This is a genomic window from Pseudomonas sp. GW821-FHT10B02, from assembly GCF_059415665.1.
The window spans coordinates 231,944-253,344 of the sequence record NZ_JBWKNR010000006.1; the positions used below are offsets into that span (position 1 = coordinate 231,944).

Here is a 21,401-nt window from a genome sequence, read left to right on the forward strand (position 1 = left end):
AACCATTGTGGGAGCCGGCCTTGCCGGCGATAAGGCCCGAAGGGCCTTCAATCAGGGAAACGCAAACGGCTGCAACTGAAACCCTTGCTCATCCACCTGCAACGCCCAACCCTGACGGTCCCAATCCCCCAGTACGATACGTCGCGCCGGTTGGTCCTCGACCATCAGCTTGTGGATCGCCGGTCGGTGGGTGTGCCCGTGGACCAGGGTGTGCACGCCATATTCGGCCATGATCCGCGGCACTTCTTCCGGCGTTACGTCGACAATGTCGTTGGCCTTCATCCGCGTCTGCGCCTTGCTTTCGCTGCGTAGCTTGCGCGCCAGCTTCTGCCGGGTGCCGAGGGGTAGGTGGCGGAGGATCCACAGGCTCAGGGGATTGCGCAGGTATCGGCGCATCTTCATATAGCCGATGTCCAGGGTGCACAGGCTGTCGCCATGCATCAGCAACACCGATTCGCCGCCCATGCGCACCACGCTGGGGTCGGCCAGCAGGGTGGCGCCCGCCGCCTTGCAGAAGGCGTCGCCGATCAGGAAATCACGGTTGCCATGCATCAGGTAGACCTGCGTGCCGCTGTCGCTCAAGGCGCGCAGGGCCTGGCAGATCGTGCTCTGGAACGGCGTCATGGCATCGTCGCCGATCCAGGCTTCGAAAAAGTCACCGAGGATGTACAGCGCCTCGGCGTGGCGCGCACGACCGTCGAGCAGATCAAGAAACGCCCGGGTAATGTCCGGGCGTTCTTCTTGCAGGTGCAGATCAGAGATCAGCAGTATCACTCAATGATCTCGGCTTTCTCGATGATCACGTCTTCAACCGGTACGTCCTGGTGGCCGGACTTGGAACCGGTGGCAACGGTCTTGATCTTGTCGACAACGTCGGTGCCTTCGGTGACTTTACCGAATACCGCGTAGCCCCAACCCTGAACGTTCTTGCCGCTGTGGTTGAGGAAGCTGTTGTCGGTGACGTTGATGAAGAACTGCGCCGAAGCCGAATGCGGCTCCATGGTGCGGGCCATGGCGATGGTGTACTTGTCGTTGCTCAGGCCGTTGTCAGCTTCGTTCTGGATGCTTGGGCGCTTGTCTTTCTTTTCTTTCATGCCTGGCTCGAAACCGCCGCCCTGGATCATGAAGTTACCGATGACGCGGTGGAATACGGTGTTGCTGTAGTGACCAGCGTTCACGTACTCGATGAAGTTGGCCACGGTGATCGGGGCTTTCTCGGCATTCAGTTCGATGACGATGTCGCCATGATTGGTGCTCAGTTTGACTTTGGACATGCTGGAATTCGCTCTTTCAAGGCATTTGAAATAGGGGTCGCGCAGGATCGCGATACAAACCTGACGCACAGTCTACAACCCGCGATACGTGGCTTGCGGCAGTTTTTTTGCTGCCAGTACCGAATATAGGGCCAGTTTGTCGGCCGGACGCTGTCGGCAGCTCGACCGCTTCGGCTATGATAAGCGCTTTGATTCAGTCGGCCTACCCAGGCCGTGTACCCGTATTTCAAGGATCCTATGAGCAAGCCCACTGCCGACACCGCTCCCAACGCCGCTGCCAAAGGCGCTCCCGCCGTCCCTGCGAACTTCCTGCGTCCGATCGTGCAGGCCGACCTGGACTCGGGCAAGCACAGCAGCATCGTCACCCGTTTCCCGCCTGAGCCCAACGGTTACCTGCACATCGGCCATGCCAAGTCGATCTGCGTGAACTTCGGCCTGGCCCAGGAATTCGGCGGAGCCTGTCACTTGCGTTTCGATGACACCAACCCGGCCAAAGAGGACCAGGAGTACATCGACGCCATCCAGAGCGATGTGCAGTGGCTGGGTTTCCAGTGGACCGGCCCGGTGCGCTACGCCTCCGAGTATTTCGACCAGTTGCACGACTGGGCTGTGGACCTGATCAAGTCGGGCAACGCCTACGTCTGCGACCTGACCCCGGAGCAGGCCAAGGAATACCGTGGCAACCTGACCGAGCCGGGCAAGAACAGCCCGTTCCGCGAGCGCAGTGTCGAAGAGAACCTCGACCTGTTCGCCCGGATGAAGGCTGGCGAGTTCAAGGACGGCGAGCGTGTACTGCGGGCCAAGATCGACATGGCCTCGCCGAACATGAACCTGCGCGACCCGATCCTCTATCGCATCCGCCATGCCCACCACCACCAGACCGGTGACAAGTGGTGCATCTACCCCAACTACGACTTCACCCACGGTCAGTCGGACGCCATCGAAGGCATCACCCACTCCATCTGCACCCTGGAGTTCGAAGGCCATCGTCCGCTGTACGAGTGGTTCCTCGAGCACCTGCCGGTGCCGGCCAAGCCGCGCCAGTACGAGTTCAGCCGCCTGAACCTGAACTACACCATCACCAGCAAGCGCAAACTCAAGCAACTGGTCGACGAACAGCACGTCAACGGCTGGGACGACCCGCGCATGTCGACCCTGTCCGGTTTCCGCCGCCGCGGCTACACCCCGGCCTCGATCCGCAACTTCTGCGAAATGATCGGCACCAACCGTTCCGACGGCGTGGTCGACATGTCGATGCTCGAGTTCAGCATCCGTGACGACCTCGACCGTACCGCGCCACGCGCCATGTGCGTGCTGCGTCCGCTGAAAGTGGTCATCACCAACTACCCGCAAGGCCAGGTCGAGAACCTCGAACTGCCTCGCCACCCGAAAGAAGACATGGGCGTGCGCGCGCTGCCGTTCGAGCGCGAGATCTACATCGATCGCGACGACTTCATGGAAGAGCCGCCAAAAGGCTACAAGCGCCTGGAGCCCGCCGGTGAAGTGCGCCTGCGTGGCAGCTACGTGATCCGCGCTGATGAAGCAATCAAGGACGCCGACGGCAACATCGTCGAACTGCGCTGCTCCTATGATCCGGACACCCTGGGCAAGAACCCTGAGGGCCGCAAGGTCAAAGGCGTGATCCACTGGGTGCCGGCTGCGGCCAGCGTCGAGTGCGAAGTGCGTCTGTACGACCGCCTGTTCCGCTCGGCCAACCCCGAGAAGACCGAAGATGGCGGCAGCTTCCTCGACAACATCAATCCCGATTCGCTGCAGGTACTCACTGGTTGTCGTGCGGAACCTTCCCTGGGCCAGGCCCAGCCAGAAGACCGCTTCCAGTTCGAGCGCGAAGGTTACTTCTGCGCCGACCTGAAAGACTCCCAGCCGGGTCGCCCGGTATTCAACCGGACTGTGACCCTGCGCGATTCGTGGGGCAGCTGAGGAACGCTCGTGCTTACCATCTACAACACGCTTAGCAAGACCAAGGAAGTTTTCAAACCGCTCGACGGCAACAAGGTGCGGATGTACGTCTGCGGCATGACCGTGTACGACTTCTGCCACCTGGGCCACGGCCGCAGCATGGTCGCCTTCGACCTGGTCACCCGCTGGCTGCGTTACAGCGGCTACGACCTGACCTACGTGCGCAACATCACCGACATCGATGACAAGATCATCAACCGGGCCAACGAAAACGGCGAGTCGTTCGACGCGCTGACCGCTCGCATGATCGACGCGATGCACGAAGACGAGCGCCGCCTGAACATCCTGCCGCCGGACCAGGAACCGCGTGCCACCGACCATATCGCCGGCATGCACGCGATGATCCAGACCCTGATCGACAAGGGCTACGCCTACGCGCCAGGTAATGGTGACGTGTACTACCGGGTCGGCAAGTTCGTCGGCTACGGCAAGCTGTCGCGCAAGAAGATCGAAGACCTGCGCATCGGTGCGCGGATCGAGGTCGACGAAGCCAAGCAGGATCCACTCGACTTCGTCCTGTGGAAGGGCGTCAAGCCGGGTGAACCGAGCTGGGAGTCGCCTTGGGGTCCGGGGCGTCCGGGTTGGCACATCGAGTGCTCGGTGATGTCCACCTGCTGCCTGGGCGAGAGCTTCGATATCCACGGCGGTGGCAACGATCTGGAGTTCCCGCACCACGAGAACGAGATCGCCCAGAGCGAAGCCGCCACCGGCAAGCAGTACGCCAACTCGTGGATGCACTGCGGCATGATTCGCATCAATGGCGAGAAGATGTCCAAGTCCTTGAACAACTTCTTCACCATTCGCGACGTGCTCGACAAGTATCACCCGGAGGTGGTGCGCTACCTGCTGGTGTCGAGCCACTACCGCAGCTCGATCAACTACTCCGAAGACAGCCTGCGTGAGTCCAAGGGCGCCCTGGAGCGTTTCTACCATGCGCTGCGTGGCTTGCCGCGCGTCGAAGCCAAAGGTGGCGAGACTTACGTCGAGCGCTTCACCCTGGCAATGAACGACGACTTCGGTACGCCTGAAGCCTGCGCCGTGCTGTTCGACCTGGTGCGTGAGATCAACCGTCTGCGCGAAAGTGATCCAGAGGCAGCGGCTGGCCTGGCCGGTCGTCTGCGTCAGCTGGGTGATCTGCTCGGTGTGCTGCAGCTGGATGCTGACGACTTCTTGCGCGCCGGTGCCGAAGGCAAGGTCGATGCGGCTGAAGTCGAAGCCTTGATCCAGGCGCGCCTGCAGGCGCGTGCGGACAAGAACTGGGCAGAGTCGGATCGCATCCGTGACCAGATCACCGCCATGGGTGTGGTGCTGGAAGACAGCAAGGGTGCCACTACCTGGCGTCTGGCTGACTGATCGGCGGGGCATTCATCGCCGGCAAGGCCGGCTCCCACATGGGTCCTGTAGACACTGCCCTTGTGGGAGCTGGCTTTGCCAGCGATGAGGCCCTAGCTGACAACTCCTGTACGGCAGTGCAACACCAGTTTCGCCCCTCCCAGCTCACTCGCCCCGACCTCAAGCGCAAAGCCATGCAGGTCGACAATCGCCGCAACCACCGACAGTCCTAGCCCGAACCCCGGGTGACGATGGCCTTCCTCGCTGCGATAGAAACGCTTCAACACCGCCTCACGCTCATCCTCGGGAATCCCCGGCCCGCTGTCTTCCACCGCGATTTTCACCACACCGTCTTCGCTGCTGGCGCCCATGCGCACCTGTCCGCCCGCAGGGGTGAACTTGATGGCGTTGCCGAGCAGATTGGCCAAGGCCTCGAACAACAGTTCGCGGTCACCATTGAGCGGCGGCAGTTGGGCAGGCACATCAAGGCCCAGGCGAATATCGCCATCTTCAGCCAGCGGAAGGTAGAAATCGTGCATTTCCACCAGCAGGGCGCGCGGGTCGAGCTCGACAAACCCGGCCCGGCGTTGACGATCCTCCAGCTCGCTGATGCGCAGCAAGCCGCGAAAGCGCGCCATCAGCGTATCGGTTTCACCAATGGCCTGTTGCAGCGCTTCAGCCTGCGGAGATTCGTCGCCAGCCTGCTGGCGGATCCGGTAGAGCTGGGCGCGCAGGCGGGTCAGCGGGGTGCGCAGGTCGTGGGCGATGTTGTCACAGACGCCCTTGACCTCATGCATCAGGCGCTCGATGCGGTCGAGCATGGCGTTGACGATGGCAGCGAGCATGTCCAGTTCATCGCGGCGCTGGGACAGCGGCAGGCGCTGGGTCAGGTCGCCAGCGACGATCTGTTCGGCGGTGGCCTGGATTGCGCGGATGCGCTTGAGCGGCCGGCGGCGCAACAAGTACCAGCCTGCGATGCCGGGGATGATGGTCAGCGACAGGCCCCAGAGCAGGGCGTGCAGAATGATACGGGTGACCACGAACAGTGAGCCGTTGTCACGTACCAGCACCAGCCAGCGGCCATCACGGACCTTGATCGCCACAGCGTCGCAGCTGTCGCGCGGCAGGTGCGGGTCGTCGGCGTCGAGGCAGCGGCTCAGTTCGTGGATCTTGCCGTCCAGACCCAGCTCGGTTGGCAGTTGGCGGATCTGCCCGCCCAAGGGGTTGAACTGGGCGTCGAACAGGCCATAGGCGTCGAAACTGCGCTCTTCGAAGGCCTGGCTGGCGATCAGTGCGTCGTCCAGTTGTTTACCGCTCATGTGCGCAAACAGGTGCTGGCGTTGCAGCAGCGAATGGCGGGTGAGCTTGTTCAGATAGCCCGAGACCTCGAAGTACAGCACCCCCATGAGGATGCTGCTCCAGGCCACGAACAGAAAGCTGTACAGCGCCAGCAGGCGGCTGGTCGAAGAACTCCAGCCCTTAGACGGGTTCGGCAATGGCATAGCCCGAGCCCCGCACGGTCCGAATCAGCGGGGTCTGGCCAGCGGCATCGATCTTCTTGCGCAAGCGTCCGATGTGCACATCGATCAGGTTGGTGCCGGGGTCGAAGTGATAGCCCCAGACTTCCTCGAAGATCATCATCCGGGTGATCACCTGGCCAGCATGGCGCATGAGGAACTCAAGCAACTTGTACTCGGTGGGCAGCAGGTTGAGGGTCTGCTCGCCGCGCCGCGCCTCGTGGCTGATCAGGTCCAGTTCCAGGTCGGCGACCTGCAGGCGGGTCTGCGCCATCGGCACGCTGTTGCGCCGCAGCAGTACTTCAACGCGGGCGGCCATTTCGTCGGAGGCGAAAGGCTTGGTCAGGTAGTCGTCGCCACCGGCACGCAGGCCGCGCACCCGTTCGTCGACATCGGACAGGGCGCTGATCATCAGGATCGGCGTGGCGATCTTCAGATTGCGCAGGGTGGTGACGATGGTCAGACCGTCGAGCTCGGGGAGCATACGATCGAGGGTGATCAGGTCGTAACCGCCGGCAATCGCCTTGGCCAGGCCTTCGCGGCCGTTGTCGGCCCAATCCACTTCCAGGCCATGGCTGGAAAGCTCGGCGACGATCTCCTGAGCGGTCACGGCGTCGTCTTCGATAGTCAGTACGCGGGGCATGCTAATACCTGGGCGGCGAGTAGAGACTTGATTGTGCCAAAGAATAGGCGGTGCCCGGGTTAAAGAAAAATTCATCTGCGCTGTGGGTTGGGTGGCAGGGCGCTGGGGCGGCATCCCAATGCCGAAGAATTAATCCTTGGAGCAAGCCTACTCGATGCTCGGAAGGCTCCTACATCTTCGCATTGGGTGTTCTTGCTAGATTGCGGTTTTTACCACTTTACAAGAGCTCATGAGCATATTTTGACCGTACTTGCTAAAGGTCGGCTGCATGGGCGCCGACTTCCAGGAGTAGTTGTCTCTCGCTTAATTTAAAGGCATGCCGTAGATGTAAATATGCATGTCCTTGCTGGATCATACTCATGGATTATGAATACACACTGGTTGTACTGGGCTTCTTTGCATTTTGTGGTGGCTTAATAGATGCGGCAGTGGGTGGGGGAGGGCTTGTTCAAGTGCCCGCGCTCTTGCACGCTTTGCCGCAATATAGCTTGTCTACCGTTTTTGGAACTAACAAGCTGGCGGTTTTGGCAGGAAATCTTTCATCCGTTCTCAGCTACACAAAAAGAATAGAAATTGCATGGAGGCTTCTGCTGCCTACTCTAGTTTCGGCATTCATTTTCGCGTTGCTAGGTGCTTTCTCCATCTCGCTCGTCCCGAAAGCGCTTATGGAACCCGTTGTTTTTGTGGTTTTGATTGTGATGGCGGTTTATACCTTTATAAAAAAGGATCTAGGGCGGGTTCATGCGGAAATACAGTGTGGAGCCAAAGAAGTGTTGTTGGGGGTGTTTTTTGGAGGGTTGATTGGTTTCTACGACGGAGTTTTTGGGCCGGGGAGTGGGAGCCTGTTGCTTTTTTTCTTTGTGAAAATTTTTGGCTTCGACTTCTTGAATGCGTCAGCTTCGGCAAAGCTGGTTAATCTAGGGACATTTAGTGCGGCGTTGCTCTTTTTTATTCCCTCGGGAAATGTGCTGTGGGCGATCGGTGGAGTGGTAGCTATCTGTAATATCGCAGGCTCTGTCACAGGGGTCTTTTTGGCATTGCGATATGGTAGCGGTTTTATTCGGGTGTTCTTTTTGATCTTGCTGATATTTCTTATCGGTAGAATGGGCGTGTCCATGTTGATATGAAAAAGGGCATGCCATCTCTGGCATGCCCTTCGCTTATCGCTCGGTAGCGTTTCAGGCGACCTTGACGATCCAGCCCGCCGGGCCTTCGATGTCGCCGCTCTGGATGCCGGTCAGCTCGTCGTAGAGCTTGCGGGTCACCGGGCCGACTTCGGTCTCGCTGTGGAACACATGCAGCTCGCCGTTGTAGTGGATGCCACCGATCGGCGTAATGACAGCTGCGGTGCCGCAGGCACCTGCTTCTTTGAAGCGCTTCAGGTCATTGATCAGCACGTCGCCTTCGATCACCTTCAAGCCAAGACGCGACTCGGCCAGCTCCATCAGCGACAGGCGGGTGATCCCCGGCAGCACAGAGGCGGATTTCGGAGTAACGAATTCGTTATTGGCGGTGATGCCGAAGAAGTTGGCCGAACCGACTTCCTCGATCTTGGTGTGGGTCAGCGGATCAAGGTAGATGCAGTCGGCAAAACCGGCTTGCTTGGCCTTGTAGCCCGGTTGCAGGCTGGCCGCGTAGTTGCCACCGACCTTGGCGGCACCGGTGCCCTGAGGCGCGGCACGGTCGTAATCGGAAATCAGGAACTTGTGCGGGGTCATGCCGCCTTTGAAGTACGAGCCGACCGGGATGGCGAAGATCGAGAAGATGAATTCCGGCGCGGTGCGCACACCGATGTTGTCGCCTACGCCGATGACGAACGGACGCAGGTACAGTGCACCTTTGCCGTATGGCGGAATGAAGCGTTCGTTGGCCTTGACCACCTGTTTGCAGGCGTCGATGAACTGTTCGGTCGGCACCTGTGGCATCAGCAGGCGGTCGCAGCTGCGCTGCATGCGCAGGGCGTTCTGGTCCGGGCGGAACAGGTTGATCGAGCCGTCCTTGCAGCGGTAGGCCTTCATGCCTTCGAAACATTGCTGGCCATAATGCAGCGCGGTCGAACCTTCGCTGATGTGCAGCACGTTGTCTTCGGTCAGGGTGCCCTTGTCCCACTCGCCGTTACGGAAGTAGGACAGGTAGCGCTTGTCGGTCTTGATGTAGTCGAAGCCCAGCTTGTCCCAGTTAATGCTTTCGTTACTCATGGCACCCTCGAATCGGTTTGCATATGCCTGATCGCTCAGGCGTCTGTTATCGCGCACGCAGCCACGATAATACATCCCGTGCGGATCGGGAACGCCCAGTCATAGGATTGGACCATGGTCGCAGTGAAATTTTCAGCCCGCCAGCTCACGCAGCAGCACCAGGCGCGCGCCGAAGCCGATCAGCAAGGTGCCGAACAGGCGGTTTTGCAATTTCTGTTTCCACGGGCTGGCGGCCAGCCAGCGGCCGATGCGATCACCGCTCAGGGCATAGAAGCTGTCAAAAGCCAGGCCAACGACCACCAGCACGGCACCGAGAATGGCGAACTGATGCCCGACCGGGCCTGCCTCCTGGCTGATGAACTGCGGCAGCAACACCGAACAGAACAGCAGCGCCTTGGGGTTGAGCAGGTTGGTCAGCAGGCCCTTCTTCAGCGCCGCTGACCAATGGCCGCAGCGACGCGTGATACCAGTGCTCGCTGGTAACGGGGTGACTGGCGCGCACAGCAGTTGCCAGCCGAGCCATGCCAGGTACAGGCCGCCGGCGATACTGAGCAGATCAAACGCCCAGGGGTGACTGCGCAGCAGGGCGGCGAGGCCCAGGGCTGCCAGGCTGACATGCGCCGCGCGGGCCAGGGCCAGGCCCAGCGCGGTCATCAATGCCTGACGTCGGCCTTCGCTGGCGCCGGTATTGAGCAGCAGGAACATGTCCGGCCCCGGCACCAGGTAAACGACCAGAAGGGCTGCGCAAAACAAGCTGTATTGAGTCATCGGACAATCCCCAGTCAAGCAACAGGCTGGAGAAAATTCTAAGCCCGAAGGGGCTGGCAGGTGCTTGCGTTTGTTGCGCTGGCATGGGGCTGTATTGATATAAACTGCCAGGATCAGTAATGGAAAATACAGATCATGCCAAAAATTACCCTGGATGCTTTTGACCGCAAGATTCTCGATGCCCTGCAGCGCAACGCGCGCCTGAGCAATGTCGAATTGGCCGAACTGATCGGTCTGTCACCGTCACCCTGCCTGCGCCGGGTGCGGTTGCTGGAGGAGGCGGGGCTGATCAAGGGCTACGCCGCGCAACTGGACCGTGATGAAGTGGGCCTGGGCCTGACGGTGTTTGTCGGGGTCAAGGTCGAGCGTCATCACGAGCCGGCGGCCCAGGCCTTTCAGCAGGCGGTACTGGCGTTGCCGGAAGTCATTGCTGCGCACCTGGTGTCCGGCGAGTCGGATTTTCTCCTGCAGGTGGTGGTGCCGGACCTGCGCAGCTATGAGCGCTTTCTGATCGACACTTTGCTCAAACTGCCGGGGGTGAGCGATATTCGCAGCAACTTCGCCATCCAGACGGTCAAGCCTCATGGGCCTTTGCCGCTGTCTCATCTGCAGGCTTGACGTGCTGTAAAGGCAGGCGCAGTATGAAGTCAAGACGATTTGCCTGCTGACCTCGATGCGTACCACGACCACCGCCAATCGCGGGGCGGGTACCAATGATTGACCTTAGGCAGTAGGTAAAACAAGGCCCCGCCAGCAATGACGGGGCCTTGTCTTTTCTGGGGGCTATGCACCGTGTGGCCAGCTCAGCCTTCGATCTGCTGACAGAAACGCAGACGATTGCCGAACGGATCGGCGATCTCCATCTGCAGGCCCCAGCCGACGTGGATCGCTTCAGGGCGGGAATAGCCGTAGCGCTTGTCTGTCAGCTCGTTCTGCAAGGCGACGATGTCCTCGACGCGGGCAAACACCGTCGAGCCGGGGGTGGCATCGCCATGATGTTCGCTCAGGTGCAGGATCAGGCCGTCGCGGTGCACCTGGGCATACAGGGGTAGTTCGGGCTCGAAACGGTGTTCCCAGTCCAGGGTGAAGCCGAGGAACTCCAGGTAGAACTCCTTGGCTTTGTCGACGCAGAAGATGCGCAGGACCGGGATGGCGGGGGCGAGCGGGATCGGTGATGGCATGGGCATTCCGTGCGGTGAGTGGGCCAGCCGGCAGTGTGACAGGCGCTCAATTACCGGGCAATTGTGAACTGACGTTGTCGGAAAAGTGCAAAGGCCGGTGTGGGAGCCGGCTTTGCCGGCGATGGGGTCGCGGCGGTGTCAGGCAGTGCGCGGCGTCTGCATCGCTGGCAATGCCAGCTCCCACAGGTGACTGCAGTCCTGCTGGCAGTCGCATGTTCGTGCTTGACCTCTACCTAACTCGAGGTATGAAACTTCCCGCTCTTTCGTAATGGAGTGCACCATGACCCTTGCCACGACCTCGTCACCCTTCGAGTTGTCCAACCCTGAAGGCCTCTACGACCCCAGCGCCAACGCCTATTCCCATGTCGCCGAAATCAACCCTCAGGCCCGGCTCCTGTACATCGCTGGGCAGGGTGGAGAGGACATCGAAGGGCGGCTTTCAGCAGACTTTGCCGAGCAGGCCAGGCAAGCCCTGGCCAATCTGCAAACGGCGTTGCGCAGCAGAGGCGCAGGGCTTGAGGATGTGTTCAAGTTGACGCTGCTGATCGTCGATCACTCGGAAGAAAAGCTGCGCCAGTGGGTGGCCGAAGCGGATCGCGCCTGGGGGCCTCATATGAAGCCCACCTGCACCCTCATCCCGGTTCCGCGGCTGGCGCTGGACGCCATGCAGATCGAGATCGAAGCTACTGCTGCGCTCAGAACGTAGCCTTGACCTGCAAGCCCAGAACCAGCGCATTGTCGATCTGCTCACCGGAAAACGCGCCTGGCTCGATGATGTACTGCACGTCCGGGCGCAGTGTCAGCCAGGGTGTGGCCTGGTAGCCGTAGCTGAGTTCGATCAGCTGTTCGGCGCTGTCCAGGTTCGGGAAGGCTTTGCCATTGGCCACGGCGGCGTCCTGCTGGACGTCGCGGCTGCGCGGGTTGGGTACGGCGCGCCCGTAACCCAAGGCAACGGTGTCGCGCGGTCGGCCTGCGAAGGGCTTGTACAGGACCATGCCGACGCCATACCAGGTGCTGAACGGCGATGCGGCGCTGCTCGCCGCCGAGTACTGGCCGAAGGCATGCAGGCTACGGCCCGTTGTGGCTTGCGAGTTCCATAGCGCCTGGTCGATCAGCAGGTAGTGACCCTCACGGCCGGCTACTTCCTTGTCGCTGCCGATGCGTTTGGCATCGGAACTGTCGTAGTAGTAGCCCAGTTTGTATTCCCCGGGCAGTTCACCCTGCAGTTTGTACACCAGCTCGATCGGCACTACGGTGCCGGTGCTGTGTTTGGGCCCCAGGTGCCAGGCGCGGCTGGAATTGCCGTTGCTCTCGGGGTCGACGTTGAAGGCGGCGACCCGCAGTTGCCAGGCCGCGGATAGGTCGTACTTCACCCGCACGCCGAGATGCGCGTTGGGGTAGTTGGTCCAGCCGCTACCGCCCGACATGTTCAGCGGATGGCCGCAGAAGCCGGCGTTCATGAAGTTGCAGAGGATGCCGCTGTCGAGGCCGCCGAGGTCGTTGCCCATGGCCATGTAGCCGAGCTTGACGTTGAGTGCTGGGGTGAACAGTGTGCGCTCGTAGCTCAGTTCGGTCAGGCGGGTATAGAGGCCGCCGTAGTTTTCCTGGATTGGCAGACGGTTGCCGACCAGATCTTCCGAGGCACTGTTGCCGCGACGGTCGTTGACGGTCAGCTGGACCTTGTCGCCGTTTTCCAGGCCATACAGCTTGCCCAGATCGAATTGCACACCCAGCTTGATGTTCTGCGAGTAGCGCGCTGAACGGTGCAGGCCACCAGCGGCGTTGTAGGCGGTCTCGCCACTGTAGTCGCCGGTGAACGTGATGCCTTGCTCGTTCAGTTGCTGGCGCAGACCGCCCCAGTCGCCGGTAAGCGTGCTGCGGGTCAGAAGATCTGAGTCATTCGCCAGTGCGGGGAGGGTGGTGGTACAGCACAGACCGAGCAGCAGGCCGGTGATCGGGCGGGGATGATAAAAACGAAAAACGCGGGACATGCACAACCTATCTGACGGAAACGCGAGGGATACAAGGCGGAAGGGGGCGCGGTGCCAGGGCACCGCGCCAATGCAGCGAGGGGGTGTTACGGCAGGGCGTAGGCCATGACGTAATCGCCACGATCAGTCGACTGACGTGCGCCGCCAGCGGTGATGACGATGTACTGCTTGCCGGTTTTCGGCGACACGTAGGTCATCGGGCCGCCCTGGCTGCCCACCGGCAGGCGGGCTTTCCAGACTTCCTCACCGTTGCCGCTGTTGAAGGCGCGCAGGTAGAAGTCCTGGGTGCCGGCAATGAACACCAGGCCGCCCTGGGTCGACAGGGTGCCGCCGAGGGTCGGCAAGCCGACCTTGATCGGCAGGTGCATGCGGATACCCAGAGGGCCGGTGTCTTCGACGGTGCCCACCGGCACCTGCCAGGCAATTTTCTGCGTCTTCATGTCGATGGCGGTCAGGGTGCCGAACGGTGGCGCCTGGCAGGGAATGCCGGCAACCGAGAGGAAGCGGTTCTTGTTCACCGCATATGGCGTGCCTTTGAGCGGCACGGCGCCCATGCCGGTGTTCAGCGCTTCACCGCCGGAACTGGCCTGGCCGCTGTTCTGCGACGGGATCATCTGGATCCACAGGCCCAGGCGCATGTCGTTGACGAAGATAAAGCCATGCACCGGATCCGTGGAAATGCTGCCCCAGTTCATTCCACCCAGCGAGCCCGGGAAGCTCAGCGACAGATCCGTGCCGGGCGCCGTGTAGAGCCCGTCATAGCGCATTTTCTTGAAGTCGATGCGGCACAGCAGCTGGTCGTACGGCGTGGCGCCCCACATGTCCGACTCGGTCAGTTGCTGGGCGCCGATCTGCGGCATGCCCACCGATTTTGGCTGGGTCGGCGAGTAGGGCTCGTTGGGAATGTTGCCCGCTTTGACCGCGACTTCTTCGACCCGGGTCAGCGGTTTACCGGTGGCGCGGTCGAGGACGAAGATCTGCCCGGCCTTGGTGCCGATTACCAGTGCCGGAACAGACTGACCGTCGGCCTTGGTAAAGTCGATCAGGCTCGGCTGCATCGGCAGGTCGAAGTCCCAGAGGTCGTTGTGTACGGTCTGGTACACCCATTTCTCTTCACCGCTGCTGGCGTCCAGGGCCAGCACTGAAGCGCCGTACTTGTGGTTCAGCTCAGTGCGCTCGACTCCATAGATGTCGGTGGAAGAGCTGCCCATCGGCAGGAACAGGGTGTTCATCGCCGGGTCATAGGACATCGGCGCCCAGCTGTTGGGGGTGCTGCGTACGTAGGTGCTGTCGCCGCTCGGGGCGTTCCTGTCCTCGGGGTTGCCCGGATCGAAGGCCCAGCGCATTTGCCCGCTGATAACGTCGAAACCACGGATCACACCGCCTGGCATGTCGGTCTGGACGTTGTCGGCAATACGCCCGCCGACGATCACGGTAGTGCCGGCCATCAGCGGTGCCGACGACAGTTGGTAGTAGCTGTCCGGGACGTTGCCCAGGCCCGTCTTGAGATCGACTTGGCCGTTGTTGCCGAAGCCCTGGCAGAACTCACCGGTATCGGCGTCGACGGCGATCAGGCGGGCGTCGATGGTGTTGGTCAACAGGCGGCGCTGGCAGTTGGCGCCGGCCGCTACGTTGGTGGCGATGATCGCCGAAGCGTTGGCCTGGGTCGGTTGTGCGATCGGCGCGCTGGCGTCGAAGTAGGCCATGCCGCGGCAACGCTGCCAGACCTTCGACTTGGCGTTGATTGCGTTCTTCCACAGCTCCTTGCCGGTGTCGGCATCGAGGGCGATCAGGTTGTTGTGCGGGGTGCAGATGAACACCTTGTTGCCGACTTGCAATGGCGTCAGCTGGTCTTCGGCACCGTTGCCGTCGCTGAAGGCCACATCACCGGTGTGATAGGTCCAGGCCACCTTTAGTTGGTTGACGTTGTCGCGATTGATCTGGTCCAGCGCGGCAAATCGGCTACCGCCTTCGGTGTTGCCGTAGTGCGCCCAGTCTTTCTGGGCATTTGCCGGATCAACTGCGGTTACGCCAGGGCCATTGCCAGTGGGGGCGACGCTGGGGTGGGCGACGAACATGTTGCCAGCGGCAATGACCAGCGCTACGGCCAGCACGCCGGCCACACCATAGGCACTGCGGCCAGGGGTATTGCCCGCAGCGCGGGCCAGCAACGGGTAGACCAGCGCCAGCGCCAGGCCGACGGCGCTGAACATGAACAGGCGCGAGAACAGCGGCCAGAACACCAGCCCGACATCCGCCAGGGCCCAGATCGCGGTACCGACCAGGAACGCGGCGTACAGCCAGGCACCTGCCGGCTTGCGGCGCGCGATCAGCAGGCCGGAAACGGCCATCAGCAGACCGCCGATCAGGAAGTACCAGGAACCACCCAGGCTGACCAGTTTCACGCCGCCAGCGGCCAGCGCCAGGCCGAGCAGGGCGATGATCAGCCCCAGGCCAACCAGGATGAATATTGAGGCGCCAGAGGTGCGCGGTGCGTGCTTCATACCGAAAAAAACTCGAAGTGGGGGAGTGGCCGAATTATACCCTTAGCAAGCTAATTAACAAGTTAGTACATTTTAGACCATGGGATCATTGGCTGCTCTGTTGCTTTCAAGGCAGCGTCAGGGTTTCATGGTGGCCAATGCGCGGAATCGCGTAATGGCGTGCAACGAGACCCGATATGAAAACCCGTTTTGAGAGATGTGGTGTGCCTGTGCTCAGTATTCAGTGTGATGACAACCTTCATGGCGTCAACCTTCAGCCATCGGTGATAAACGCATGATCGAAGTGACCGAAGTTTCCATTGCCCAGCTGCGCGCGGCGCTCGAATCCGGCCAGACCACCGCGGTCGAGCTGGTTCAGGCCTATCTTGCCCGTATCGATGCCTATGACGGTCCCGCCACGGCCACTGCACTTAATGCAGTGGTAGTGCGCAACCCCGAAGCGCTTAAGGAGGCCGAGGCCTCTGATGCGCGTCGGGCCAAGGGCGAAACCCTCGGGCCGCTCGATGGCATCCCCTACACGGCCAAAGACAGCTACCTGGTCAAAGGGCTCACCGCTGCTTCCGGTAGCCCGGCGTTTGCCGAACTGGTCGCCTACCGCGATGCGTTCACCATCGAACGCCTGCGTGCTGCCGGCGCCATCTGCCTGGGCAAGACCAACATGCCGCCGATGGCCAATGGCGGCATGCAGCGTGGGGTGTATGGCCGGGCCGAGAGCCCGTACAACGCTGAATACCTCACCGCACCGTTCGCCTCGGGCTCGTCCAATGGTGCAGGTACTGCCACGGCCGCGAGCTTCTCGGCATTCGGTCTGGCCGAAGAAACCTGGTCGAGCGGGCGTGGTCCTGCTTCGAACAACGGCCTGTGCGCTTACACCCCTTCGCGCGGGGTGATCTCGGTGCGCGGTAACTGGCCGCTGACGCCGACCATGGACGTGGTCGTGCCGTTTGCCCGGACCATGGCCGACTTGCTCGAAGTGCTCGACGTGGTGGTCGCCGAAGACCCCGACACCCGCGGCGATCTGTGGCGGATGCAACCCTGGGTGCCGATTCCGAGCGTCGCCTCGGTGCGTCCGGCTTCGTACCTGGAACTGGCGGTCAACGCCACGGCACTGGCAGGCAAGCGCCTGGGCATCCCGAAGATGTACATCAATGCCGACCCCGAGGCGGGCACCAGTGAAGCGCCGGGCATCGGCGGGCCGACCGGCCAGCGCATCAACACCCGCCCGACGGTTATCGATCTCTGGGAACAGGCGCGCAAGGCCCTGGAAGCCGCAGGCGCCGAAGTGATCGAGGTGGATTTCCCGCTGGTCTCCAATTGCGAAGGCGACCGTCCAGGCGCGCCGACGGTGTTCAACCGTGGCCTGGTGTCCAAAGAATTCCTCCACCATGAGTTGTGGGACCTGACCGCCTGGGCCTTCGATGATTTCCTCCAGGCCAACGGCGACCCGAAACTCAACCGTCTGGTCGATGTCGATGGTCCGAAGATCTTCCCTCACGATCCGGGCACGCTGCCAAACCGCGAAGGCGATCTTGCCGCGGGCATGGACGAGTACGTACGCATGGCCGAGCGTGGCATTACCCCTTGGGATCAGATCAGCACGGTGCCTGACGGCCTGCGCGGGCTGGAGAAAACCCGCCGGATCGATCTGGAAGACTGGATGGATCGCCTCAAGCTCGATGCCGTGCTGTTCCCGACGGTCGCCGACGTTGCCCCGGCCAATTCCGATGTCGACCCGGTATCGGCGGATATCGCCTGGAGCAACGGCGTCTGGGTGGCCAACGGCAACCTGGCGATTCGTCACCTGGGTGTGCCGACGGTCACCGTGCCGATGGGCGTGATGGCTGACATCGGCATGCCGGTCGGGCTGACCTTTGCCGGGCGCGCCTATGACGATTCGTCGTTGCTGCGGCTGGCGTCGGCGTTCGAATCGACAGGGTCCAAGCGCTTGGTGCCGCCGCGCACGCCGCCATTGGCTGCTGGCAATTAAATAGAGAGAGCGGGGTTGGTGCTACGTAGCGTCAATCCCGGTCTTGAGTTGACCGTGCATTGTGCTTGGAAGTGCGCGTGTGATTACGACAGAGATGTCGTGAGATGGGTTTGGATCAGAAGAAGAAAATGGCAGGGGCGGCTGGATTCGAACCAACGCATGGCAGGATCAAAACCTGCTGCCTTACCGCTTGGCGACGCCCCTGTAGCTGTTGCGACGAGTGTCTGGCACTCGTTTGAAGAGATAGCATTCGCTGCCGTTGCAGGAATGCGCGGAAATTTATCAACTTTTTTGCCGTCTGGGAAGAGCCAGAGCAAATAAATTGTTTTTAAAACAGCCGGTTACTGTTGTGCCCGGTCAGGCATCATAGTGTTTTATCCCATCCAGCAGGAAATTCGCCATGGCAAACCACGACATCACCTTCGTTCCCGACCCCGACCCGGAATCCATCTCCAGCGACGTAGCCGGTTTCGGCGGCATGCTGGTTTCCACCCAGATCCCGACCCGCGCCGACGGCAGCCTGGAGCTGGGCGATATCACCCTGCAGAGCGAATGTACCCTGCAAGCGCTGAAGGTTGCGCTGGAACGTGCTGGCAGCTCGATGGACCGGGTTCTGCACCTGACCATCTATCTCACCGACATGGCAGACCGCGCCGCCTTCAACGAGGTCTACCAGCGCTTCTTCGCCAAACCCTGGCCGGTGCGCGCCGCTGTCGGCGTGGCCTCGCTGGCGGTAGAAGGCATGCGTGTGGAAGTGACGGCGATGGCTGCCAAGGCCTAAAGCCGCCGCCGATCCTTGTAGGAGCGGGCCTTGCCCGCGATCGGCCGCGCAGCGGCCGTAATCCAGCCTGCTCGGTATCTGCATGCTGCATTGGCCTCATCGCCGGCTCCGCCAGCTCCCACAACGGCATGCAGCTCGGCAGCCAGCGGGTGCGAGTCACGCGTTTCGCGCTACAATGCGCGCCTTGACCGTGACAAGCCTGACTAAAAAAACATGTCCTTACCCAAGCATCACCTGGAACTGCTCAGCCCCGCCCGCGATGTGGCCATTGCCCGTGAGGCCATCCTGCATGGCGCCGACGCCGTGTACCTCGGTGGCCCAAGCTTCGGCGCCCGCCACAACGCCTGTAACGAGGTGAGCGATATCGCTCAGTTGGTGGAGTTCGCCCATCGTTACCACGCACGGGTGTTCACCACCATCAACACCATCCTCCACGACAACGAGCTGGAGCCGGCGCGCAAGCTGATCCACCAGCTGTACGATGCCGGTGTCGATGCGCTGATCGTCCAGGACCTGGGGGTGATGGAGCTGGATATTCCGCCGATCGAGCTGCACGCCAGCACCCAGACCGACATCCGCACCCTGGCGCGGGCGAAGTTCCTCGATCAGGCCGGTTTCTCGCAACTGGTCCTCGCTCGCGAGCTGAACCTCAAGGAAATTCGTGCCATCGCCGACGAGACCGATGCGGCGATCGAGTTCTTCATTCACGGTGCGCTGTGTGTGGCCTTCTCCGGTCAGTGCAACATTTCCCACGCCCAGACCGGTCGTAGCGCCAACCGCGGCGACTGCTCCCAGGCGTGCCGTCTGCCGTACACCTTGAAGGACGAAAAAGGCGGCGTGATCGCCTATGAAAAGCACCTGTTGTCGATGAAGGACAACAACCAGAGCGCCAACATCCGCGCCCTGGTCGAGGCCGGTGTGCGTTCGTTCAAGATCGAAGGCCGTTACAAGGACATGGGCTATGTGAAGAACATCACCGCCTATTACCGCCAGCGCCTGGACGAGGTCCTCGAAGACCGCCCGGACCTGGCCCGCGCTTCCAGCGGCCGCACCGCGCACTTCTTCGTGCCCGATCCGGACAAGACCTTCCACCGTGGCAGCACCGATTACTTCGTCAGCGAGCGCAAGATCGACATCGGCGCTTTCGACTCGCCGACCTTTACCGGTCTGGCAGTGGGCGTGGTGGAGAAAGTCGGCAAGCGTGACCTGCAGGTTGTCACCCATGAGCCGCTGTCCAACGGCGACGGCCTCAATGTCCTGGTCAAACGTGAAGTTGTAGGTTTTCGCGCCAACATCGCCGAGCCCAAGGGCGAGTTCGATGAAGACGGCGAAAAGCGCTACCGCTATCGCGTCGAGCCGAACGAAATGCCCAAGGGTCTGCACCAGCTACGGCCCAACCATCCGCTGAGCCGTAACCTCGACCACAACTGGCAGCAAGCCCTGCAGAAAACCTCTGCCGAGCGCCGCATTGGCCTGGCCTGGACGGCATGCCTGCGTGAAGAGCGTCTGCAACTGACTGCCACCAGCGAAGAGGGCGTCAGTGCCAGCGTCAGCCTGGACGGTCCGTTCGGTGCGGCCAACAAGCCGGAGCAGGCGCTGGAACAACTGCACGACCTGCTCGGCCAATTGGGTACCACCCAGTATCACGCCACCGCCATCGAGCTGGATGCGCCACAGGCGTTTTTTATCCCCAACTCGCAGCTCAAGGCATTGCGCCGTGAAGTGATCGAAGCGCTGACTGAGGCGCGTATCAAGGCGCACCCACGCGGCGGGCGTAAAGCAGAAAGCAATCCGCCACCGGTGTACCCGGAATCGCACCTGTCGTTCCTGGCCAACGTCTACAACCAGAAGGCACGCGACTTCTACCACCGTCACGGCGTCAAGCTGATCGACGCGGCCTATGAGGCCCATGAAGAGAAGGGCGAAGTGCCGGTGATGATCACCAAGCACTGCCTGCGCTTCTCCTTCAACCTCTGCCCGAAACAGGCCAAGGGCGTCACCGGCGTGCGTACCAAGGTCGCGCCGATGCAGCTGATTCACGGCGACGAGGTGCTGACTCTGAAGTTCGACTGCAAACCTTGCGAGATGCACGTTATCGGCAAGATGAAGGGGCACATCTTCGATCTGCCGCAACCGGGCAGCCAGCAAGTGGTCGGCCATATCAGTCCCGAAGACCTGCTGAAAACCATCCCCCGCGCCCCGCACTGAGTGACCATGAGCGCGACGTTACGGCGTCGCGCTCGTCCTCAGCCGCGCAGCTCCATTCCCGCTTTGTCCAGCAGCCAGCTACGGAACGCCTCCAGCGCTGGCAGCGCCTGGTTGCGCGGCGGATACACCAGGTAGTAACTGCGTGCACTGGCAAAGGGCAGGGCGGGGCTGCTCAGTTCGCCGCTGGCCAGTTCGTCGCTGATCAGGATGCGTGGCACCAGGCCGATGCCGATATCGGCGCGCACCGCCTGGATCAAATGCGAAGTCAATTCGAAGCTCGGCCCCAGGCGCATGGCCTGGTGCGCCAGGCCGTGGTGGGTGAACCATTCGCCCCAGGCATTGGCGTTGTTGGCGACACTGAGCAGTACCTGCTGGCTGATGTCTTTCGGGCTCCAGCTGGGGCGGGTGGCTGCCAGGGTCGGTGACAGGATCAGCATCAGTTCTTCGGCGTGCAGGCGATGGCAGATCAGCCCGGGCAGTTCGCTGGTGGCGACCACGATGGCGGCGTCGATGCCGCTGGTGGCGAAGTCCACCGGTTCGATCCGTGAATTGATATGCACCAGCACGTCGGGATGGCTGCGATAGAACTCGTGCAGGCGTGGCAACAACCATTTCGAACCGAAGGTCGGCAGGGTGGCCAGACGCAGGCTGCCGCCACCGGCCTGGTGGGCGATGGCGTGCAGGGTGGCGCTGCGCACACGCCCCAGGGCCTCGCTGATTTCACGCTGGTACAGGCGCCCGACATCGGTGAGCTTGACCGTGCGGCCTTCGCGACGGAACAACGTCACCCCCAGCTGTTGCTCCAAGGCCTGGACCTGACGGCTGACAGCGCTCTGGGTCAGCGCCAGTTCCACCGCCGCGCGGGTATAGCTTTCATGGCGCGCCGCAGCTTCAAATGCCAGCAGCAAGGACATCGACGGGGTGAGGTTGCGGTAATTCATTCGTAAAAGTCATCAAAGGCTGCGGGAATATCCGTTTGTGCCTGGCGCAAGGCTGCGGGATCATTGGCATCATCCACTACCTGGCGGTGTACTGAC

18 protein-coding genes and 1 tRNA gene are annotated in these 21,401 nt (G+C 61.5%); 8 read left to right on the forward strand and 11 right to left on the reverse strand.

Going from position 1 to position 21,401, the window contains the following annotated elements; translation table 11 throughout:
• Positions 1-51: 51 nt before the first annotated feature.
• Both AC07OF_RS11965 and AC07OF_RS11970 read right to left on the reverse strand, forming a co-directional pair.
• Positions 52-774, reverse strand: coding sequence for a UDP-2,3-diacylglucosamine diphosphatase (locus tag AC07OF_RS11965; RefSeq protein WP_157191910.1), 723 nt, complete (start codon positions 772-774; stop codon positions 52-54).
• The gene (locus tag AC07OF_RS11970; protein ID WP_038609267.1) at positions 771-1,274 is read right to left on the reverse strand and encodes a peptidylprolyl isomerase; all 504 of its coding nucleotides are present in this window, start codon (positions 1,272-1,274) and stop codon (positions 771-773) included. The genes AC07OF_RS11965 and AC07OF_RS11970 overlap by 4 nt, the downstream gene beginning before the upstream one ends.
• A gap of 237 nt (positions 1,275-1,511) precedes the next feature.
• Between AC07OF_RS11970 and AC07OF_RS11975 the strand changes: the two genes are divergently transcribed.
• Complete coding sequence (locus AC07OF_RS11975; protein ID WP_157191911.1) at positions 1,512-3,215, forward strand: glutamine--tRNA ligase/YqeY domain fusion protein; 1,704 nt, start codon at positions 1,512-1,514, stop codon at positions 3,213-3,215.
• A gap of 9 nt (positions 3,216-3,224) precedes the next feature.
• Positions 3,225-4,607, forward strand: coding sequence for a cysteine--tRNA ligase (cysS, locus tag AC07OF_RS11980; RefSeq protein ID WP_157191912.1), 1,383 nt, complete (start codon positions 3,225-3,227; stop codon positions 4,605-4,607).
• A 92-nt stretch (positions 4,608-4,699) separates the two neighbouring features.
• Here cysS and AC07OF_RS11985 read toward each other — a convergent pair whose 3' ends face one another.
• Positions 4,700-6,088, reverse strand: coding sequence for a sensor histidine kinase (locus tag AC07OF_RS11985; protein WP_157191913.1), 1,389 nt, complete (start codon positions 6,086-6,088; stop codon positions 4,700-4,702).
• Positions 6,066-6,746 (reverse strand): response regulator transcription factor, encoded by a 681-nt coding sequence (locus AC07OF_RS11990; RefSeq protein WP_038609277.1) that lies wholly within the window; start codon positions 6,744-6,746, stop codon positions 6,066-6,068. Before AC07OF_RS11990 ends, AC07OF_RS11985 begins: the two co-directional genes overlap by 23 nt.
• A 359-nt stretch (positions 6,747-7,105) precedes the next feature.
• Here AC07OF_RS11990 and AC07OF_RS11995 point away from each other — a divergent pair, with 359 nt between their 5' ends.
• Positions 7,106-7,873 carry a sulfite exporter TauE/SafE family protein gene (locus AC07OF_RS11995; protein ID WP_157191914.1) on the forward strand — a complete coding sequence of 256 codons (768 nt, stop codon included), beginning with the start codon at positions 7,106-7,108 and terminating at the stop codon, positions 7,871-7,873.
• Between the two features lie 51 nt (positions 7,874-7,924).
• On the opposite strand, the gene AC07OF_RS12000 is transcribed toward AC07OF_RS11995, so the two are convergent.
• Both AC07OF_RS12000 and AC07OF_RS12005 read right to left on the reverse strand, forming a co-directional pair.
• A complete protein-coding gene (locus tag AC07OF_RS12000) occupies positions 7,925-8,944 on the reverse strand; it encodes a branched-chain amino acid aminotransferase (RefSeq protein WP_038609278.1) in 1,020 nt (339 codons plus the stop codon).
• Between the two features lie 132 nt (positions 8,945-9,076).
• On the reverse strand, positions 9,077-9,712 hold the full coding sequence (locus AC07OF_RS12005; protein ID WP_495072915.1) for a LysE family translocator: 636 nt from the start codon (positions 9,710-9,712) through the stop codon (positions 9,077-9,079).
• A 144-nt stretch (positions 9,713-9,856) separates the two neighbouring features.
• On the opposite strand from AC07OF_RS12005, the gene AC07OF_RS12010 reads away from it, so the two are divergent.
• Entirely contained in the window at positions 9,857-10,330 is a 474-nt protein-coding gene (locus AC07OF_RS12010; RefSeq protein WP_198325430.1) for an Lrp/AsnC family transcriptional regulator, read from the forward strand.
• 185 nt (positions 10,331-10,515) lie between these two features.
• Here the strand turns inward: AC07OF_RS12010 and AC07OF_RS12015 are convergent, their stop codons facing one another.
• Positions 10,516-10,881 (reverse strand): glyoxalase superfamily protein, encoded by a 366-nt coding sequence (locus AC07OF_RS12015; protein WP_157194709.1) that lies wholly within the window; start codon positions 10,879-10,881, stop codon positions 10,516-10,518.
• A gap of 292 nt (positions 10,882-11,173) precedes the next feature.
• Here AC07OF_RS12015 and AC07OF_RS12020 point away from each other — a divergent pair, with 292 nt between their 5' ends.
• Positions 11,174-11,599: a RidA family protein gene (locus AC07OF_RS12020; RefSeq protein WP_476445565.1), complete on the forward strand. Its 426-nt coding sequence runs from the start codon at positions 11,174-11,176 to the stop codon at positions 11,597-11,599.
• Here the strand turns inward: AC07OF_RS12020 and AC07OF_RS12025 are convergent.
• Together AC07OF_RS12025 and AC07OF_RS12030 are read right to left on the reverse strand one after the other, a co-directional pair.
• Positions 11,589-12,884, reverse strand: coding sequence for a carbohydrate porin (locus AC07OF_RS12025; protein WP_495072916.1), 1,296 nt, complete (start codon positions 12,882-12,884; stop codon positions 11,589-11,591). The genes AC07OF_RS12020 and AC07OF_RS12025 overlap by 11 nt on opposite strands.
• Positions 12,885-12,970: 86 nt before the next feature.
• Entirely contained in the window at positions 12,971-15,388 is a 2,418-nt protein-coding gene (locus AC07OF_RS12030) for a glucose/quinate/shikimate family membrane-bound PQQ-dependent dehydrogenase (RefSeq protein WP_495072917.1), read from the reverse strand.
• 274 nt (positions 15,389-15,662) lie between these two features.
• Between AC07OF_RS12030 and AC07OF_RS12035 the strand changes: the two genes are divergently transcribed.
• Complete coding sequence (locus AC07OF_RS12035) at positions 15,663-17,375, forward strand: amidase (protein ID WP_495072918.1); 1,713 nt, start codon at positions 15,663-15,665, stop codon at positions 17,373-17,375.
• Positions 17,376-17,504: 129 nt separating this feature from the next.
• Here AC07OF_RS12035 and AC07OF_RS12040 read toward each other — a convergent pair.
• Positions 17,505-17,579, reverse strand: a tRNA-Gln gene (locus AC07OF_RS12040).
• Positions 17,580-17,775: 196 nt separating this feature from the next.
• Between AC07OF_RS12040 and AC07OF_RS12045 the strand changes: the two genes are divergently transcribed.
• Positions 17,776-18,156: a RidA family protein gene (locus AC07OF_RS12045; protein WP_461531069.1), complete on the forward strand. Its 381-nt coding sequence runs from the start codon at positions 17,776-17,778 to the stop codon at positions 18,154-18,156.
• A 213-nt stretch (positions 18,157-18,369) separates the two neighbouring features.
• Positions 18,370-20,364 carry a peptidase U32 family protein gene (locus AC07OF_RS12050; RefSeq protein WP_157191921.1) on the forward strand — a complete coding sequence of 665 codons (1,995 nt, stop codon included), beginning with the start codon at positions 18,370-18,372 and terminating at the stop codon, positions 20,362-20,364.
• Between the two features lie 38 nt (positions 20,365-20,402).
• Here the strand turns inward: AC07OF_RS12050 and AC07OF_RS12055 are convergent, their stop codons facing one another.
• Positions 20,403-21,305, reverse strand: a complete 903-nt coding sequence (locus AC07OF_RS12055) for a LysR substrate-binding domain-containing protein (protein WP_038609298.1) — start codon at positions 21,303-21,305, stop codon at positions 20,403-20,405.
• Positions 21,306-21,401: the final 96 nt, after the last annotated feature.

Excerpts from the sequence above, each read along its gene's own strand:
- AC07OF_RS11970 (WP_038609267.1), bottom strand. The coding sequence starts at position 1,274 with ATGTCCAAAGTCAAACTGAGCACCAATCATGGCGACATCGTCATCGAA.
- AC07OF_RS11975 (WP_157191911.1), top strand. The coding sequence starts at position 1,512 with ATGAGCAAGCCCACTGCCGACACCGCTCCCAACGCCGCTGCCAAAGGC.
- AC07OF_RS11985 (WP_157191913.1), bottom strand. The coding sequence starts at position 6,088 with ATGCCATTGCCGAACCCGTCTAAGGGCTGGAGTTCTTCGACCAGCCGC.
- AC07OF_RS11990 (WP_038609277.1), bottom strand. The coding sequence starts at position 6,746 with ATGCCCCGCGTACTGACTATCGAAGACGACGCCGTGACCGCTCAGGAG.
- AC07OF_RS11995 (WP_157191914.1), top strand. The coding sequence starts at position 7,106 with ATGGATTATGAATACACACTGGTTGTACTGGGCTTCTTTGCATTTTGT.
- AC07OF_RS12000 (WP_038609278.1), bottom strand. The coding sequence starts at position 8,944 with ATGAGTAACGAAAGCATTAACTGGGACAAGCTGGGCTTCGACTACATC.
- AC07OF_RS12005 (WP_495072915.1), bottom strand. The coding sequence starts at position 9,712 with ATGACTCAATACAGCTTGTTTTGCGCAGCCCTTCTGGTCGTTTACCTG.
- AC07OF_RS12020 (WP_476445565.1), top strand. The coding sequence starts at position 11,174 with ATGACCCTTGCCACGACCTCGTCACCCTTCGAGTTGTCCAACCCTGAA.
- AC07OF_RS12025 (WP_495072916.1), bottom strand. The coding sequence starts at position 12,884 with ATGTCCCGCGTTTTTCGTTTTTATCATCCCCGCCCGATCACCGGCCTG.
- AC07OF_RS12030 (WP_495072917.1), bottom strand. The coding sequence starts at position 15,388 with ATGAAGCACGCACCGCGCACCTCTGGCGCCTCAATATTCATCCTGGTT.
- AC07OF_RS12035 (WP_495072918.1), top strand. The coding sequence starts at position 15,663 with ATGATCGAAGTGACCGAAGTTTCCATTGCCCAGCTGCGCGCGGCGCTC.
- AC07OF_RS12045 (WP_461531069.1), top strand. The coding sequence starts at position 17,776 with ATGGCAAACCACGACATCACCTTCGTTCCCGACCCCGACCCGGAATCC.
- AC07OF_RS12050 (WP_157191921.1), top strand. The coding sequence starts at position 18,370 with ATGTCCTTACCCAAGCATCACCTGGAACTGCTCAGCCCCGCCCGCGAT.
- AC07OF_RS12055 (WP_038609298.1), bottom strand. The coding sequence starts at position 21,305 with ATGAATTACCGCAACCTCACCCCGTCGATGTCCTTGCTGCTGGCATTT.